The following is a 14917-nucleotide window of genomic DNA, read 5'->3' on the forward strand; positions in this document are numbered from 1 at the left end:
CGCGGGCCGCTTTAGAAGTCGCCGCCGCCGCGCCGCCCCGCCTTGATGCTGCTGCGCTTGGCCTTGCCCTCCAGCCGCCGTTGCTGCGAGCCGTAGGTGGGCTTGGTGGCGCGGCGGGCCTTGGGCACGTGGGCGGCGGCTTGCACGAGGTCGATGAGGCGGGCCACGGCGTCGGCGCGGTTGCGTTCCAGGCTGCGGGCTTCCTGGGCCTTGATGACGACGATGCCGTCGGCGCTGATGCGTTGATCGGGCCAGCGCAGCAGCCGGGCCTTCACGGCCTCGGGCAGGCTGGAGGCGCGGATGTCGAACCGCAGGTGGACGGCGTTGCTGACCTTGTTGACGTTCTGGCCACCCGGGCCGCTGGCGCGGATCGCGTCGAATGTGATCTCGCCGGGCTGGGGCACCCAGCGCAGCTCAACCATGGCCCGCGGTGCGCACCGGCACGCGAGGGGCCACGGCGCACATCAGCTCGTAGCCGATGGTGCCTGCGGCCTGGGCCACTTCGTCGATGGGCAGGCGCGAGGGCTTGCCGTCGACGGTGGGGCCCTCGCCCCAGAGCGTCACTTCGCTGCCCCAGCCGCTGGCGGGCAGGGCGGTGAGATCCACGGCCAGCATGTCCATCGACACGCGGCCCAGGGTGCGGGTGCGGTGGCCGTCCACCAGCACAGGGGTGCCGGTGCCGGCATGGCGCGGGTAACCGTCGGCATAGCCACAGGCCACGATGCCGATGCGCATGGGCTGCTCGGCGGTGAAGGCGCTGCCGTAGCCCACGGTGTCGCCGGGTTGCAGTTGCTGCACGCCGATGATCTTGGAGCGCAGGGTCATGGCGGGGCGCAGGTCCCAGTGGGTGGCGTCGTGCTCGGGGAAGTCGGGCACGCCGCCGTAGGTCATGATGCCGGCGCGCACCCAGTCGTTGGCGGTGCGGGTGGCGTGCCGCAGGGTGGCGGCGCTGTTGGCGATGGTGCGCTCACCGGCCAGGCCGTCGGTGGCGGCCTCGAAGGCGGCCAGCTGGTGGGCGATGCCGTCTTGGCCCAGGCGCAGGGCGTCGGCGTCGGAGAAGTGGGTCATCAGGCCGATCTCGTCGACCTGGGGCAGGGCATCCAGCCGCGCATAGGCGGCGCGGAAGGCGGCCGGCGTGAAGCCCAGGCGGTTCATGCCCGAGTTGAGCTTCAGGAACACGCGGTGCGGCTCGTGCGTCTTGTGCATGGCCAGCCAGTCGATCTGCTGTTCGCAGTGCACCGCGTGCCAGAGCTTCAGGCGCGAGCACAGCTCCAGGTCGCGCGGCTCGAACACGCCTTCCAGCAGCAGGATGGGGCCGCGCCAGTCGAGCGCGCGCAGGCGTTCAGCCTCGGCCAGGTCCAGCAGCGCGAAGCCGTCGGCGGCGCGCAGGCCTTCAAAGGCGCGCTCGATGCCGTGGCCGTAGGCATTGGCCTTGACGACGGCCCACAGGCGGGCGTTGGGGGCCAACGCGCGGGCGCGGGCGAGGTTGTGCGCCAGGGCGTCGGTGTGGATGAGGGCTTCGATGGGACGGGGCATGCCGCGATTTTGCGCGCGCCGCGGGCTCCAGTTCGGCGAAGGGTGCGCGTGCTATAAACCCGCGCCGCACCGGCCAAAAACCAAGAGACAGTTCAGGATTGCGCCTCGCCCGATGAAACGCGGCTTCTACACCATCATGTCGGCGCAGTTCTTCAGCTCGCTGGCAGATAACGCTCTCTTCGTGGCCGCCGTCGAGCTGCTGCGGTCCTCAGGCGCCGCCGAGTGGCAGCGCGCCGCGCTCGTGCCGATGTTCGCCCTGTTCTACGTTGTGCTGGCCCCCTTCGTGGGCGCCTTTGCCGATGCGGTGCCCAAGGGCAAGGTCATGTTCTTCTCCAACAGCATCAAGGTGATCGGCTGCCTGATGATGCTGTTCGGCACCCACCCGCTGGCGGCCTACGCCATCGTGGGCCTGGGCGCCGCGGCCTACTCGCCGGCCAAGTACGGCATCCTGACCGAGCTGCTGCCGCCCTCGCAGCTGGTCAAGGCCAATGGCTGGATCGAAGGCCTGACCATCGCCTCCATCATCCTGGGTGTGCTGTTGGGCGGCCAGCTCATTGGTGACCGCGTCTCGCACATGCTGCTGATGGTGGATATGCCGATGATCGACACCGGCATCGACACCCCGCCTGAGGCGGCCATCGCCAGCCTCGTGGGCCTGTACGTGCTGGCGGCGCTGTTCAACCTGCGCATCCCGCGCACCTCGGCGCCGCTGCAGCCGCTGGCGCACAGCCTGCCGGGTCTGGTGCGCGACTTCTCCGCCTGCAACAGCAAGCTCTGGCAAGACAAGCTCGGCCAGATCTCGCTGGCCACCACCACGCTGTTCTGGGGCGTGAGCGGCAACTTGCGCTACATCGTGCTGGCCTGGGCGGCGGCGGCGCTGGGCTATGGCACCACGCAGGCGTCGTCGCTCGTGGGCGTGGTGGCCATCGGCACGGCAGTGGGCGCGGTCATCGCGTCGCTGTACTGCCGGCTGGACCGTGCCACCTCGGTCATCCCGCTGGGCATTGCGATGGGCCTGCTGGTGATCTTCATGAACGTCATCCACAACGTGTGGGTGGCGGCGCCCTTCCTGATCCTGCTCGGCGGCATCGGCGGCTACCTGGTGGTGCCAATGAATGCGCTGCTGCAGCACCGCGGCCACATGCTGATGGGCGCTGGCCGCAGCATCGCGGTGCAGAACTTCAACGAGCAGGCCTGCATCCTGGGCCTGGGCGCCTTCTACACGGCCATGACCAAGTTCGGCCTGTCGGCCTTCGGGGCCATCACCATCTTCGGCATCGTGGTGGCCGGGGTGATGTGGTGGATCAGGCGCTGGCACCAGCGCAACCTCGTGGAGCACCGCGAGGAGGTCGAGCACCTGCTCGACATCGCCCGCACCGACCACGTCCCGCAAGACCGTTAAGGCTTCCGTCCAAGGCCGCGTGCCTCAGCGCGCGGCGGGGGCCGTCAACTGTTGCTGGAGCCGCGCCCCTTGCGGCCGGTGGGCACCGGGATCAGGTGCTTGCCTTCCAGCACCATCTCGATGTGCTCGCTCCAGGCGCGGGCGATCTTGAAGCAGCCGCTGTGGTTGAGGTGGATCTCGTTGTGCCAGTCGCCGCTGATGCCGGTGGAGCCCGGTGCGGCCAGGGCCAGGGGCACGGCGGTGGAGTCGAACACGAAGAGGCCCGGGAAGGCGGCCTTGTCGGCGGCCATGCTCTTGAGCAGCTGTGCCAGGTGGAACACCATCAGCCGGCTCACCGCGGCCCAGTCGGCCGCCGGCACGCCGTAGGCCTTGAGCGCCGGGTAGAGCCAGGGGCCGCTGGAGCCGAGTTCGTCGCTGCTCTCGGCCCCTGCCGGGCGGGGCATGGGCACCGCATAGCAGTGCATGAACACCGGCTTGCCCGCCGAGGGGCCCTGGTCGCGCAGGCTCAGCAGGTGCTTGACGTTGGCGCGCAGGTAATCGGCGTAGGTCGTCCAGCCGGGTTCAGAGAAGTAACGGGCCACGCCGGCCGAGGGCGGGCCCCATTCGGTCTGGCGGCGCAGCAGGCGCAGCTCCAGGGGGATGGGCTCGCCGTTCCAGTTGTGGGCGGGGGTGCGGGCGGCGGCGATCAGGTCATTGCCGCCCACCGAAAGCAGCACGCCGTCCCACACCGGCGCGCCGGGGCCGGTGAGCAGTTGCACGAACTCGGGGCTGGACTCCAGGTCCACCATGTGGGAGAGGGCATTGCCCGTGCCGGCACAGTTCACGGCGACGGTGTTGGACTTGAACACCAGCTCCTGCAGCAGGTTGGCGTGGGCGTTGAGCTTGGCGCGGGCATTGGAGAACCACGAGTCCCCTTGCGCCAGCAGCTTCCAGCGGTAGCTGCCCAGGTCGGGAGGGGTTCGTCCGGCCAGGTCGGCCGGGGTGAAGCAAGCCAGGTGATCCATGAAAAGGTTGATCCGAAGTTGCTGACCGGTCGGCGCGCCCCGGGGTGGCGGCGCTCAAGTTCGCGCGATTGGAAGGCCACCCGCGCGCCGGCCGCCATGCTACAAACCCTGGGGCTTCCCAGAGGTAGCATCTGCCCCGGCTTCTAGGGGGAATTTGCATGACCGAAAGCGTGTTTGACTTCCAGGCGACGTCCATCCGCGGCGAGCCCGCCGACCTTGCCGCCCAGCGGGGCAAGGTGCTGCTCATCGTCAACACGGCCAGCGAGTGCGGTTTCACGCCGCAGTTCAAGGGCCTGGAGAAGCTCTGGCAGGACTACGGACCCCAGGGCCTGGTGGTCATCGGCTTCCCCAGCAACGAGTTCGGCGGCCAGGACCCCGGCAGCAACGACCAGATTTCGAGCTTCTGCGAGCTGAACTACGGCGTGAGCTTCCCCATGATGGCCAAGATCAAGGTCAATGGCTCCGAGGCACACCCGCTGTGGAAGTTCCTGAAGAGCGAGAAGCCCGGCCTGCTGGGCACCGAGGCCATCAAGTGGAACTTCACCAAGTTCCTGGTCGGCCGCAACGGCCAGGTCATCAAGCGCTACGCGCCGGCCGATGCGCCCGAAAAACTGCGCGCCGACATCGAGGCCGCGCTCGCCGCCAAGGCCTGATCAAGCCCCTGCCGGGCGCCACCACCACCGCCCGCGCCCACGCCGCACCCGGCCGGTGGCCTCGGCGGCGGCCAGCAGTTCGTTCGCCGTCTGGCGTGACACATGGGCCAGCTGGGCCAGCTCGGTCTGCGTGGCGGCCACCTCCACCCAACCTTCGCCTGTCGGGCGCCCGCGCTGCCGGGCCAGCTGGGTGAGGGCGGCCGAGAAGCGGTCGGCTGCCACCTCGTGGCGTGCCGCCTGCAGCAGCTGCAGCGTGACGTCGAACCGCCGGGCGAACTCCGCCAGCAACGCGCGGGCGAAGCCAGGGGCCGAATCCATCATCAATCGGTAGGCCTCGTGGCCGATGACCAACACCTCGCTGGGCCGGCAGGCCACCGCCTCGTACTCCGACGGCAGCCCTGCGGCAAAGGCGGCCAGCCCGAACAGGCGCGGCGGCCCGAAGTGCTCGATGGCCGACACCCTGCCGTCCACGCCCGTGAAGCGAGCCTCCATCTCCCCCGCTGACACGGCGTAGAAGGCTTGGGTGCGCTGGCCCTGCACGAACAGGCTGCGCCCGCGCGCCAATCGGCGCAGCGGCACCAGCGCCGGCAGTTGCCGGGCCACGGCCGGCGGCAGCGCCAGGCCGGGGAAGTTGGCGTCCAGCATGCGCCACAGGGCATCGTGTTCGGGCATGCGGCATTGTCGGCTGCCCGACACAAGCGGCCGGGCGCGCTGTCTATGCTGGCCGCATGCCTGACCTCCTCACCCCTGATCTGGCCGCCATGGCCGAGCTGTTGCGCCGCTTCGGCCGTGACGCCTGTCGGCTGGAGCCGCTGTACGTGGCCCTGTGCGAGGTGGCGGCGGCCAGCGAGCGGGCCTGCGCCCTGATGGCCGAGGCGCCGGCCGAGCAGCGCAAGGCCAACCTGCTGCTGGCGGCGCTGCACGAGCGCGTGCTGGCCGGGGCCGCGCCTGAACTGGCCGCCTACTACCCCAGCGCGGGCGGCATGCGTGCGCCGGATGCCGAGCTGGCTGATGCGCTCGGTGCCTGCCTGTCTCGCGAATGGCCCGCGTTGCTGCAGCGCCTGCAGCACAGCGCCACGCAGACCAACGAAGTCGCCCGCGGTGCCGCCCTGTGGCCGGCCCTGGCCGATGTGGCCGCGCTGACCGGCCGGCGCGATCTGGCGCTGCTGGACTTCGGTTGCAGCGCCGGCCTCAACCTGGGGCTGGACCAGTACGCGCTGCGCTACCGCACCGACGACGGCCTCACCCATGCACGCGGCGAGCCGGCGGACGGGCACCGCGCCGAGATCGAAGCCCGCTGGCTCGGCGCTACGCCGCCGCCGGGCCGGGCGTGGCGCATCGCCAGCCGGCACGGCATCGACCCCGCGCCGCTGGACCCGGCCCGCGCACCGGACCTGCGCTGGCTGCAGGCCTGCCTGTGGCCGCACGACGCCACCCGCCGCGAGCGCCTGGCCCGCGCGGCCGCGCAGTGTCGTGACCTGCCGATCGCCATCGCGCAGGCCAGCGACTGCATTGCCGCCATCGAGCCCTGGCTGGCGGGCTTGCCGGCGGGCGTACAGCCGGTGATGCTGACGAGCTGGGTGCTGTACTACCTGTCGGCGCCCGAGCTGGCGCGGTTGCGGGCGACCGTGGACCGCCTGGCGGTGTCGCACCCGCTGGCGTGGGTCTGTGGCGATTTGCCGGCCCTGAGCGCCCCGACCTTGGCCCCCGCGGACCTGCCGCCCCTGCCTGCCATGACGGCTGAAGACGCCGCCTCGGCCACGCTCTGGGCGTTGCGCTGGGCGGGGCAGACGCGGGTGCTGGGCTGGTCGCATCCGCATGGCCGCTGGGTGGCCTGGGGGGCTCCGGGATAATCGGCGCTCCTCAACGGAGCCTTCCCCATGTTCGAGCATGTCGATGCCTACGCCGGCGACCCCATCCTGAGCCTCAACGAGGCGTTCCAGAAAGACCCCCGCGCCGGCAAGATCAATCTCTCCATCGGCATCTACTTCGACAACGAGGGCCGCATCCCGATGCTGCCCTCGGTGCGCGCGGCCGAGCTGGCCGTGGTGGAGGCGGCGGGTGCGCGGCCCTACCTGCCGATGGAAGGCGCGGCCAACTTCCGCAGCGCGGTGCAGGGCCTGCTGTTCGGCGAGGGCCATCCGGCGATTGCCGCCGGCCGCATCGCCACCATCCAGGGCGTGGGCTCCAGTGGCGGCCTGAAGGTGGGCGCCGACCTGCTCAAGCGCTACTTCCCCGACAGCAAGGTCTATCTCTCCGACCCCACCTGGGACAACCACCGCGCGGTGTTCGAGGGCTCAGGTCACGTCTGCGAGACCTACCCCTACTACGACCCCGCCACCGGCGGCGTGCGCTTCGAGGCGCTGCTCGCGTTCTTCCAGCAGCTGCCTGCGCGCAGCGTGGTGCTGATGCACGCTTGCTGCCACAACCCCACCGGCGTGGACCTCACCGCCGACCAATGGCGCGCGCTCGTGCCCGTGTTCCGCGAGCGCCAATTGCTGCCCTTCCTTGACCTGGCCTACCAGGGCTATGGCGACGGCATCGATGAAGACGCCTTTGCGCCGCGCCTGCTGGCCGACGAGGGTGTGAGCTTCCTGATCGCCAACAGCTTCTCCAAGAGCATGAGCCTGTACGGCGAGCGCTGCGGCGCGCTCAGCGTGGTCTGCCCCGACGCCGACCAGGCCGCCCGCGTGCTGGGCCAGATGAAGTTCATGATCCGCCGCAACTACTCCAACCCGCCGATGCATGGCGGCCAGGTGGTGGCCAAGGTGCTGACCGACCCGAAGTTGCGCGCGATGTGGTTTGCCGAGGTGGCCGACATGCGCGAGCGCATCCAGGCCATGCGCCGCGAACTGCACCGCGTGCTGGTGGCCAAGCTGCCCGGTCGCAACTTCGACTACTTCCTGACCCAGCGCGGCATGTTCAGCTACACCGGCCTCACGGCCGACCAGGCCGACCGCCTGAAGAACGACCACGCCGTCTACATCCTGCGCTCGGGCCGCATGTGCGTGGCCGGCCTGAACACCCGCAACGTCGAGGCCACGGCCGAGGCGATGGCGGCGGTGCTGGGGGCCTGAGATCCTGCGCGCGCTGATCGCAGCCGCCGCCCTGCTGTGGGGCGGCGTGGCGGCGGCTGAGCCGGTCGTGGTCGACCGCATCACCTGGCTGGCGGGCGACACCGTGTCGGGACGTGGCTCGGGCAGCCGGCCCTCCGACCGCCTGCTCGACTGGCTCACCGCCCGGCTGCCGGGCATCACGCATGAGCGCGTGGTGGCCAATGCCAAGCGCAGCTGGATGCTGATCGAACGCGGCGACACCGTCTGCCATGCCGGCGCGGTGCGTTCGCCGCAGCGTGAGGCGCTGGCCTACTTCAGCAACACCTGGCCCATGCCGCCGCTGCAATTGGTGGTCAAGCGTGAGCGCGTGAGTGCCATGCCGGTGGATGCCGCCGGCCAGGTGGACCTCGCCGCGCTGCTCGGGCGCTATGAACTCAAAGGCGTGCTGGTGAGCGGTCGCAGTTACGGGCCGGTGCTGGACCCGCAGCTCGACAAGCTGGGGGCGACGTCGTCGGTGCAGCGCATCACGTCCGCCGATTTCGGCAGCAACCTGCTGCCCATGCTGTTGCAAGGGCGCGCCGACTACGCCCTGGAATACCCGAACGCGCTGGCCGCCCTGGCCAGCCAGCGGCCCGAGGTGGCGGGCCTGGCCCTGCTGCCGATTCGCGGCAATACCGAGATGGTCCTCAGCGGCGTGGCCTGCCCGAAAACCTCCTGGGGCCAGGCGGCCATCCGCCGCATCGATGCGGTGCTGGGCACGCCCGAAGGCGCCGCCATGTTGCGCGAGACCCTGCTGAGCGAGCTGCCGGCCGACAGCCGCCGCAGCTACCGGGACACCATCGACGCCTTCTTCCAGCGCCGCGCGCAGCCCACGCCGGGCCTCTGAACGCGCTCGCCCGCAATACCTGCGGGTTATGGGGGGCTCCGCCGGTTTCATTGGCAGCCGGGCCGCCCCTCTCTTACCCTGCGCCGCTGTATGAAGTTGGCAACGTCAGGATGAAGCATTGCGTGGTGATCGGTGGCGGCGTCGTGGGCCTGACCACGGCCTGGGCGCTGCTGGAGCGCGGCCACGGCGTGACGCTGGTAGAGCGCGAGGCCGATGTGGCCCAGGGCGCGAGCCGCGCCAACGGCGGGCAACTGAGCTATCGCTACGTGTCGCCGCTGGCCGATGCCGGCGTGCCGCTGAAGGCGGTGCGCTGGCTGCTCGACCCCGACGGCCCCTTGCGCTTCAAGCCGGAGTTGAAGTGGGCGCAGTGGTCCTGGCTGCTGGCCTTCCTGCGCAACTGCCGCGGGCCGGTCAACCGGCGGGCCACCGAGCGGCTGCTGGCGTTGGGCGCCTACAGCCAGGCGTCATTTGCGCGGCTGCAGGCCGAGGCTGGGCTGGGCGACACCATCGCCCTGCGCTCGCCGGGCAAGCTGGTGGTCTACCGCAAGCCGGCCGAGTTCGCCCGGGTGGCCGCCCGCGTGAAGGGCAGCACCGCCGAGCAGGCGTTGTCGCACGACGAATGCGTCGCCCTGGAGCCGGCCCTGGCCGACACCGAGGCCTCGCTGGCCGGCGGCATCTTCACGCCGGGCGAGGCGGTGGCCGACTGCCACGCCTTCTGCGCCCGCCTGCACGAACGGCTGGCCGGGCATGCGGGCTTTCGCGGCCGGCTCGGCGCCGAGGTGACGGGCTTCGTGCGCAATGACCTCGGCCGCATCATCGGCGTGCGCACCCCGGAGGCTGACCTGGGCGGCGACGCCATCATCCTGGCCGCCGGCCTGCACAGCCGTGCGCTGGCGGCCGGCGTGGGCGTGGACCTGCCGCTGTACCCCCTCAAGGGCTACAGCCTGACCGCCCCCATCAACGGCGTGCATCGCCCGCCCGAGGTCAGCGTGACCGATTTCGAGCGCAAGATCCTGTACGCCCGCATCGGCCAGGACCTGCGCGTGGCCGCCATGGTCGACCTGGTCGGCGACGACGACGCCCTGGATGCTGGGCGGCTGGCCTCCCTGCAGCGCTCGGTGCGTGCGACCTTCCCGAACGCGGCCGACTACGACCGCGCCACGCCCTGGGCCGGCCTGCGCCCGGCCACGCCCAGCGGGGCGCCCATCGTCGGGCAGAGCGGCGTACCGGGGCTGTGGCTGAATGTGGGCCATGGGGCGCTCGGGTTCACCTTCTCCTTCGCCACGGCCAACATCGTGGCCGAGCTCGTGTCCGGGGCGCCGAGCCCGCTGCCGCTGGACGGGCTGACGCTGTGACCCCCGACGACCTCGCCCAGGCCCTGCGGCGCGCGGTGCTGGCACAGCGCTTCGAGATGACGGCCGATTCGATGCAGGCCGGCGCGCCGCTGGGCTGGCATCCGAGCATCGACCTGGCCGTGATGGTCTTCCCGCGCGATGCCGCGCCCGTCGCCGCGAACGTGCTGTTCTCGCGCGAGCACCCCGACGGCCTGGTGGCGCGGTTCGATGCCACCACGGGCGCCGTCAGCAACATCGCCTTCCAGGCCGATGTGCGCAACGCCGCGGGCGACTCCTACGCCTGGCTGCCGGGGGCGGACTGGTCGCGCATCGACTTCCCGGCCTGGTTCGGCGCCGGGCCGCGCTTCGTGGCGCCTTACCCGGCCTCGTTGTTGAAGATGATGGTGGCCGTGGGCGTGGCCCGCCTCGTGGATGACGGCCGCAGCGATTGGGCGCTGCCCGTGGCCTACGGCGCGCAGACGCGGCCGGTGGGCGACTGGCTGTTCGACATGATCACCGTCAGCAGCAACGACGCGACCTCGGCGTTGGTGGCGCACCTGCATGCCCGCGGCGCCATCCGCCGCGAGGGCGGGCAGGAGGTGCACAACGAGCTGCATGCGCTCTTCGCCGCGCACGGCCTGCCGGGTCTGCGCATCGCCAACACGCAGCCGGACGGCGGTTGGGGCAACGGCGCCGGATCGGGCGTGGGCCAGATCCAGATGACGGCCTGGGATGCGCTGCGCCTGATGGCCCGGCTGGATGCCGACGCGCCCGGCCAGCCGGCGCTGGTCAGCCCCGCGAGCCGCGACGTCATCCGCCGCGCGCTGGACGCGCAAAAGCTCAACGAGATCCTGTCCAGCGAATCGCTGCGCCACCTGCCCGGCTGGGTGCCGGGCATCCCGTCGCGCTTCGCCCACAAGACAGGCAATACCCAGAACTACACCAGCGACGCCGGCATCGTGCACGACGGCGAGTTGCACTACCTCGTGGCCGTGACCACCAGCCTGGGGCAACGCTACGCACCGGCCGGCGCGGCCACCACCTGGCGGCTGCCGGCCCTCGGCGGCGCCCTGCATGCATGGCTGAAGCAAGCGTCCTGATCCCACCGCTGGCGCCTGGCGCCCAGATCGCCGTCATCGCGCCGGCCGGCCCGCCCAAGCCCGGCCGGCTCGACCCGGTGGCCGGCTGGCTGCGCGAGCGCGGCTATGAGCCGGCCTTGCTGCCGAGCTGCTTCGGGCCGCCGCCGCTGGATTTTCTGGCGGCACCCGATGCAGTCCGCCTGGCTGACGTCCACACAGCGTTCACCGACAGCCGTTTCGACGCGGTCCTCGCGCTGCGGGGCGGCTCAGGCTGCATCCGCCTGCTCGACCGCCTGCAGCTCGGTCGCCTCGCCTGCACCCGCAAGCTGCTGATCGGCTACAGCGACCTCACCGTGCTGCACGCCTTGCGCACCAACGCCGGCATCGCCTCGCTGCACGCGCCCATGCCGGCCAGCGACTGGGGCCTGCCCGGTGCCGAGGCTGACACGGATGCGCTCTTCCAGTGCCTGGCCGCCGGCTGGCGCGTGGGCGACGAAGTGGGTCGTGCGGCCCCGCATCCGTTCACGACCGGCAGTGCGGCGCATGGCCGGCTGATCGGCGGCAACCTGGCGATGTTCTGCGCGCTGCTGGGCACGCCCTATCTGCCCGACGTCGACGGCGCACTGCTCTTCCTGGAGGACATCAGCGAAGAGCCCTACCGCGTGGACCGCATGTTCACGCAGCTGCGCCTGGCCGGCGTGCTGGACCGCATTGCGGGCCTGCTGCTGGGCAGCTTCACGGGTGCCGAGTCGCCCGATGCGGTGCTGGCCGACCACCTCTTGCGCCTGCGCTGCCCGGTGCTGGCCGGCTGGCCCTCGGGCCACGGCCAGCCCAACCGCCCGCTGCCCCTGGGCGTGCATGCCGAGATGGACCCGGCCAGCGGCCGGCTCGTCCTCGGCTGACGCGACCCTACCGCGGCATGAAAAAGGCCCTGCGGGAGCAGGGCCTGGAACCCCGGCCCGAAGGCCGGTCAGAGTCTCAGAAGGTCTTACCAGAACTTGTAGTTCACGGTCAGCTGGTAGGCACGGCCGCGCGGGTCGGCCACGCGGGGCTCCCAGGAGCTGCCGGCGCCGGTGTTGCTGTCATAGGCGGCGGAGAACGGCGGGTCTTCGTTCAGCAGGTTCTTGATGCCGAAGGTCAGGCCCAGGTTCTTGAAGCCGGTGTAGCTGATGGTGGCGTCGTAGGTGATGTACTTGCTGACGTTGGGTTTCCAGTCCGGCGGCGTGACGCTGCCATTGGCCACGCCCGGCAGCACCGCATCCTTGTAGCCGGCCGCCCAGCGCTGCAGCACCGTGCCCGTCCAGGGGCCTTCGGCGTAGCTCACGACGATGGAGTGCTTCCAGCGCAGGCCCAGGTCGCTTGAGCGGGTGAACACGCCAATTTCGCTCGGGCCCATCGGGGCGCTGGTGATCAGGCGCGAACGCTTGTCGAGCAGGTAGGTGCCTTCGAGCTTGCCGGTGAGGCGGCCACCGCCCAGCGCGGTGGTACCGCTCAGCGACACATCCACGCCCTTGGTGATGGTTTCGCCGGCGTTGACGTTGCGGTTGTCGATGGCGACCAGGGCACCCGAGGCGTCGCGGATGAAGTTGTCCGGGAACAGGGTGTAGTTCTTGACGAGGTCCGACAGCGTGACGGCCTGGATGGTGCCGGTCTTGCGGATCTGCCACCAGTCGGCGCCGATGGTGACATCCGCCACCGGCGACCAGACGAAGCCCCAGGTCCACTGCTTGCTCTTCTCGGGGCCCAGGGTGACCTTGCCGCCGGTGAGGATGTCGGGTGTGATGGACTCGCAACCCGGCTTGGTGGGGTCGACCACGCCGCCCGGGCACTTGGCCGGGTCGACGAGGTCCTTGCCCGAGTACGGCGAGGTGGTGATGCCGTTGAAGAGCTGGTTGAAGGTCGGGACGCGGAAGCCCTTGCTCGTGGATGCCCGCACCAGCAGTTGCTCGAAAGGCTGGTAGCGCACCGAGAACTTCGGGTTCGTGGTGCTGCCGAAGCCGGTGTAGTCGTCGCGGCGGATGGCCGCACTCGCTTCCAGGTTCTTGACGATGGGCACCAGCACTTCACCGAACACCGCCTTGATGTTGCGGGTGACGGTGTCCAGCGTGTTCACGCTGTCGAAGGGCGCATTGAAGATGGTGGCCTGCGTGGCTGCGTCGGTGGCGTTGCCGTTGAACTTGTACTGTTCCTTGCGGTAGTCGCCACCCACGGCGGCCATCACGTCGCCGGCGGGCAGCTTGAACACCGGGCCGCTGGCAGTGAAGTCGGCCTGCTTGAGCGTGAACTTGCCGCCGTACAGCGTCACGCCGTCGGCGCGCACCGCGTCCAGGGCTGACATGGCGGTCGCGGTCTGGGTGCCGTCGGCCGAGAAGGGGTTGAGCGTGCCGTTGTTGATCAGGGCAGCGAAGGGGCGGCTGTAGAAATAGCCGTGCTTGAGCAGCGAGGTGGTGTCGCTGGTGGCCTGCGACACGCCGGTCTTGTAGTCCCAGCCGGCAAACAGCGGGCCTTCAGCACCCACCAGCAGGCGCTGGGTCTTGGCCGTAGTCTCGATCTCGCGGTTGCCGCAGGGCATGCAGCGCCAGCGCATCGCCAGCGGCAGGCCGCGGTTCTTTTCCAGCGTCGGGAAGGTGGCCACCAGCGCGTTGAAGACACTGTTGTAGGCCGCGCCCGTGCTCGGGTAGGCCAGGTTGTAGAACGGGCTGGTGGTGGAGGTGGAGCTGGTGATCTGGTTGGGCGAGAAGCTCTTGTCGGTGACGACATGGGCGCCCACGTACTCGGCGAACACCTGGTGCTCGCCCAGGGCCAGCGTGCCGCGCAGCACGCCGTTGGTGGACTTGACCGGCTGCTGGATCACGGCCGCGCGGCCCGTGTCCCAGGCGCAGCCCCACTTGGCCGCCGGCGTGGCCCACAGCACTTCGTCATACGCCGCCTGGCCGGGGATGGACGAGCAGCCGGCCTGGCCGGGCAGGTCCAGCACGTTGATGCCGTTCATGGCCTGCGTGGTGCCCGGCTGGATGGGGCCGGTGCCGCGGCCGGTGGCGTTGAGGTTGTCGCGGCTCAGCGCGCTGTTGAGGCTGGAGATGGCGAAGACCGTGGCGTAGGGCGTGCCGCGGGTGTCCACCGACAGGCCGCGGTTGGGCTGGAAGGTGTTGACGAAATCGCGCTGGTCGCCGCGCAGCACCTGGGCGTCGCTGAACGACACCGAACCCAGCACGTTGAAGCGGTCCTTCTCCAGGTTGCCGAAGCCGCCGGTGAGCTTCACGCGGCTGATGTTGCCGCCGCCCTGCTCGGTCACGTCGGTGAAGGCCTGGGCTTCGAGGCCCGAGTAGTCCTTGCGCAGGATGAAGTTGATGACGCCGCCGATGGCGTCGGTGCCGTAGATGGCGGAGGCGCCGTCCTTCAGGATCTCGACGCGCTCGACCGCGGCGAAGGGAATCTGCTGCAGGTCGACCACGCCACCGTTGAGGCCGTGCGAGGCCACGCGGCGGCCGTTGAGCAGCACCAGCGTGCTGGCCGCACCCTGGCCGCGCAGGTTGGCCGAGGTGGCGCCGTTGTTGCCACGGGCCTGGCCGGCGACGACGTCGGCGTTGGAGGCGAGGTTGTCCAGCCCGTTGCCGTTGGCGCTCAGCGTGCTGATCAGCTGCTCGGCCGACACGATGCCCTGGCGCTCGATGTCCTTGCGGGTGATGACCTGCAGCGGCAGCGCGCCCTCGTCCTTGATGCGCTTGATGCTGGAGCCGGTGACCTCGACACGTTCGAGCTTCTGTCCTTCGGACTGCGCCAGCGCGAGCCCAGCGTGTGCGGCCATGCCGACGACGGCGAGATGGGCCACAAGACGGTTCAACTTCATCACAACGACTCCTTGGTTTGATGCCAACTGCGGCCGATGTTCGCCGCGCGGGACGCCGTCGCCCAGAGGGCCGCACCCGAGGTGTTGCGCGGCGTTCAATGAATGCTTGTCGGCGGC

13 protein-coding genes are annotated in these 14917 nt (G+C 70.4%); 8 read left to right on the forward strand and 5 right to left on the reverse strand.

Features of this window, described 5'->3' with window-relative positions; translation table 11 throughout:
* Window positions 1-11: 11 nt before the first annotated feature.
* Together arfB and alr are read right to left on the reverse strand one after the other, a co-directional pair.
* A complete protein-coding gene (gene arfB, locus CDO81_RS20345; protein WP_088485071.1) occupies window positions 12-422 on the reverse strand; it encodes an alternative ribosome rescue aminoacyl-tRNA hydrolase ArfB in 411 nt (136 codons plus the stop codon).
* Entirely contained in the window at window positions 415-1536 is a 1122-nt protein-coding gene (gene alr / locus CDO81_RS20350) for an alanine racemase (protein ID WP_088485072.1), read from the reverse strand. The genes arfB and alr overlap by 8 nt, the downstream gene beginning before the upstream one ends.
* A gap of 112 nt (window positions 1537-1648) precedes the next feature.
* Between alr and lplT the strand changes: the two genes are divergently transcribed.
* Window positions 1649-2938, forward strand: a complete 1290-nt coding sequence (gene lplT / locus CDO81_RS20355; RefSeq protein ID WP_088485073.1) for a lysophospholipid transporter LplT — start codon at window positions 1649-1651, stop codon at window positions 2936-2938.
* A gap of 44 nt (window positions 2939-2982) precedes the next feature.
* On the opposite strand, the gene CDO81_RS20360 is transcribed toward lplT, so the two are convergent.
* On the reverse strand, window positions 2983-3942 hold the full coding sequence (locus CDO81_RS20360; protein ID WP_088485074.1) for a hypothetical protein: 960 nt from the start codon (window positions 3940-3942) through the stop codon (window positions 2983-2985).
* Between the two features lie 158 nt (window positions 3943-4100).
* Here CDO81_RS20360 and CDO81_RS20365 point away from each other — a divergent pair, with 158 nt between their 5' ends.
* The gene (locus CDO81_RS20365; protein WP_088485075.1) at window positions 4101-4595 is read left to right on the forward strand and encodes a glutathione peroxidase; all 495 of its coding nucleotides are present in this window, start codon (window positions 4101-4103) and stop codon (window positions 4593-4595) included.
* On the opposite strand, the gene CDO81_RS20370 is transcribed toward CDO81_RS20365, so the two are convergent.
* Window positions 4596-5267, reverse strand: coding sequence for a Crp/Fnr family transcriptional regulator (locus CDO81_RS20370; protein WP_088485076.1), 672 nt, complete (start codon window positions 5265-5267; stop codon window positions 4596-4598). It lies immediately after the preceding gene.
* A 56-nt stretch (window positions 5268-5323) separates the two neighbouring features.
* On the opposite strand from CDO81_RS20370, the gene CDO81_RS20375 reads away from it, so the two are divergent.
* The 6 genes from CDO81_RS20375 (at window position 5324) to CDO81_RS20400 (ending at window position 11852) form a co-directional block, all read left to right on the forward strand.
* Complete coding sequence (locus CDO81_RS20375; protein WP_088485077.1) at window positions 5324-6448, forward strand: DUF2332 domain-containing protein; 1125 nt, start codon at window positions 5324-5326, stop codon at window positions 6446-6448.
* A gap of 27 nt (window positions 6449-6475) precedes the next feature.
* Window positions 6476-7672, forward strand: coding sequence for an amino acid aminotransferase (locus CDO81_RS20380; RefSeq protein ID WP_088485078.1), 1197 nt, complete (start codon window positions 6476-6478; stop codon window positions 7670-7672).
* A 67-nt stretch (window positions 7673-7739) separates the two neighbouring features.
* Entirely contained in the window at window positions 7740-8537 is a 798-nt protein-coding gene (locus tag CDO81_RS20385) for a hypothetical protein (RefSeq protein ID WP_144397329.1), read from the forward strand.
* A gap of 110 nt (window positions 8538-8647) precedes the next feature.
* Window positions 8648-9892, forward strand: a complete 1245-nt coding sequence (locus tag CDO81_RS20390; protein WP_088485080.1) for a D-amino acid dehydrogenase — start codon at window positions 8648-8650, stop codon at window positions 9890-9892.
* Window positions 9889-10971: a serine hydrolase gene (locus CDO81_RS20395; protein ID WP_088485081.1), complete on the forward strand. Its 1083-nt coding sequence runs from the start codon at window positions 9889-9891 to the stop codon at window positions 10969-10971. The genes CDO81_RS20390 and CDO81_RS20395 overlap by 4 nt, the downstream gene beginning before the upstream one ends.
* The gene (locus CDO81_RS20400; protein WP_088485082.1) at window positions 10950-11852 is read left to right on the forward strand and encodes a S66 peptidase family protein; all 903 of its coding nucleotides are present in this window, start codon (window positions 10950-10952) and stop codon (window positions 11850-11852) included. The genes CDO81_RS20395 and CDO81_RS20400 overlap by 22 nt, the downstream gene beginning before the upstream one ends.
* Window positions 11853-11938: 86 nt before the next feature.
* Here the strand turns inward: CDO81_RS20400 and CDO81_RS20405 are convergent, their stop codons facing one another.
* The gene (locus CDO81_RS20405) at window positions 11939-14800 is read right to left on the reverse strand and encodes a TonB-dependent receptor domain-containing protein (RefSeq protein ID WP_088485083.1); all 2862 of its coding nucleotides are present in this window, start codon (window positions 14798-14800) and stop codon (window positions 11939-11941) included.
* Between the last annotated feature and the right edge of the window lie 117 nt (window positions 14801-14917).

The sequence above is a fragment of the Roseateles puraquae genome (assembly GCF_002205845.1).
GTDB lineage: Bacteria > Pseudomonadota > Gammaproteobacteria > Burkholderiales > Burkholderiaceae_C > Pelomonas > Pelomonas puraquae.

What these genes read in the sequence shown, in the direction of transcription:
- CDO81_RS20400 (WP_088485082.1), top strand. Translation starts at nt 10,950, where the DNA reads ATGGCTGAAGCAAGCGTCCTGATCCCACCGCTGGCGCCTGGCGCCCAG.
- CDO81_RS20370 (WP_088485076.1), bottom strand. Translation starts at nt 5,267, where the DNA reads ATGCCCGAACACGATGCCCTGTGGCGCATGCTGGACGCCAACTTCCCC.
- CDO81_RS20380 (WP_088485078.1), top strand. Translation starts at nt 6,476, where the DNA reads ATGTTCGAGCATGTCGATGCCTACGCCGGCGACCCCATCCTGAGCCTC.
- CDO81_RS20405 (WP_088485083.1), bottom strand. Translation starts at nt 14,800, where the DNA reads ATGAAGTTGAACCGTCTTGTGGCCCATCTCGCCGTCGTCGGCATGGCC.
- CDO81_RS20360 (WP_088485074.1), bottom strand. Translation starts at nt 3,942, where the DNA reads ATGGATCACCTGGCTTGCTTCACCCCGGCCGACCTGGCCGGACGAACC.
- arfB (WP_088485071.1), bottom strand. Translation starts at nt 422, where the DNA reads ATGGTTGAGCTGCGCTGGGTGCCCCAGCCCGGCGAGATCACATTCGAC.
- CDO81_RS20390 (WP_088485080.1), top strand. Translation starts at nt 8,648, where the DNA reads ATGAAGCATTGCGTGGTGATCGGTGGCGGCGTCGTGGGCCTGACCACG.
- alr (WP_088485072.1), bottom strand. Translation starts at nt 1,536, where the DNA reads ATGCCCCGTCCCATCGAAGCCCTCATCCACACCGACGCCCTGGCGCAC.
- CDO81_RS20375 (WP_088485077.1), top strand. Translation starts at nt 5,324, where the DNA reads ATGCCTGACCTCCTCACCCCTGATCTGGCCGCCATGGCCGAGCTGTTG.
- lplT (WP_088485073.1), top strand. Translation starts at nt 1,649, where the DNA reads ATGAAACGCGGCTTCTACACCATCATGTCGGCGCAGTTCTTCAGCTCG.
- CDO81_RS20365 (WP_088485075.1), top strand. Translation starts at nt 4,101, where the DNA reads ATGACCGAAAGCGTGTTTGACTTCCAGGCGACGTCCATCCGCGGCGAG.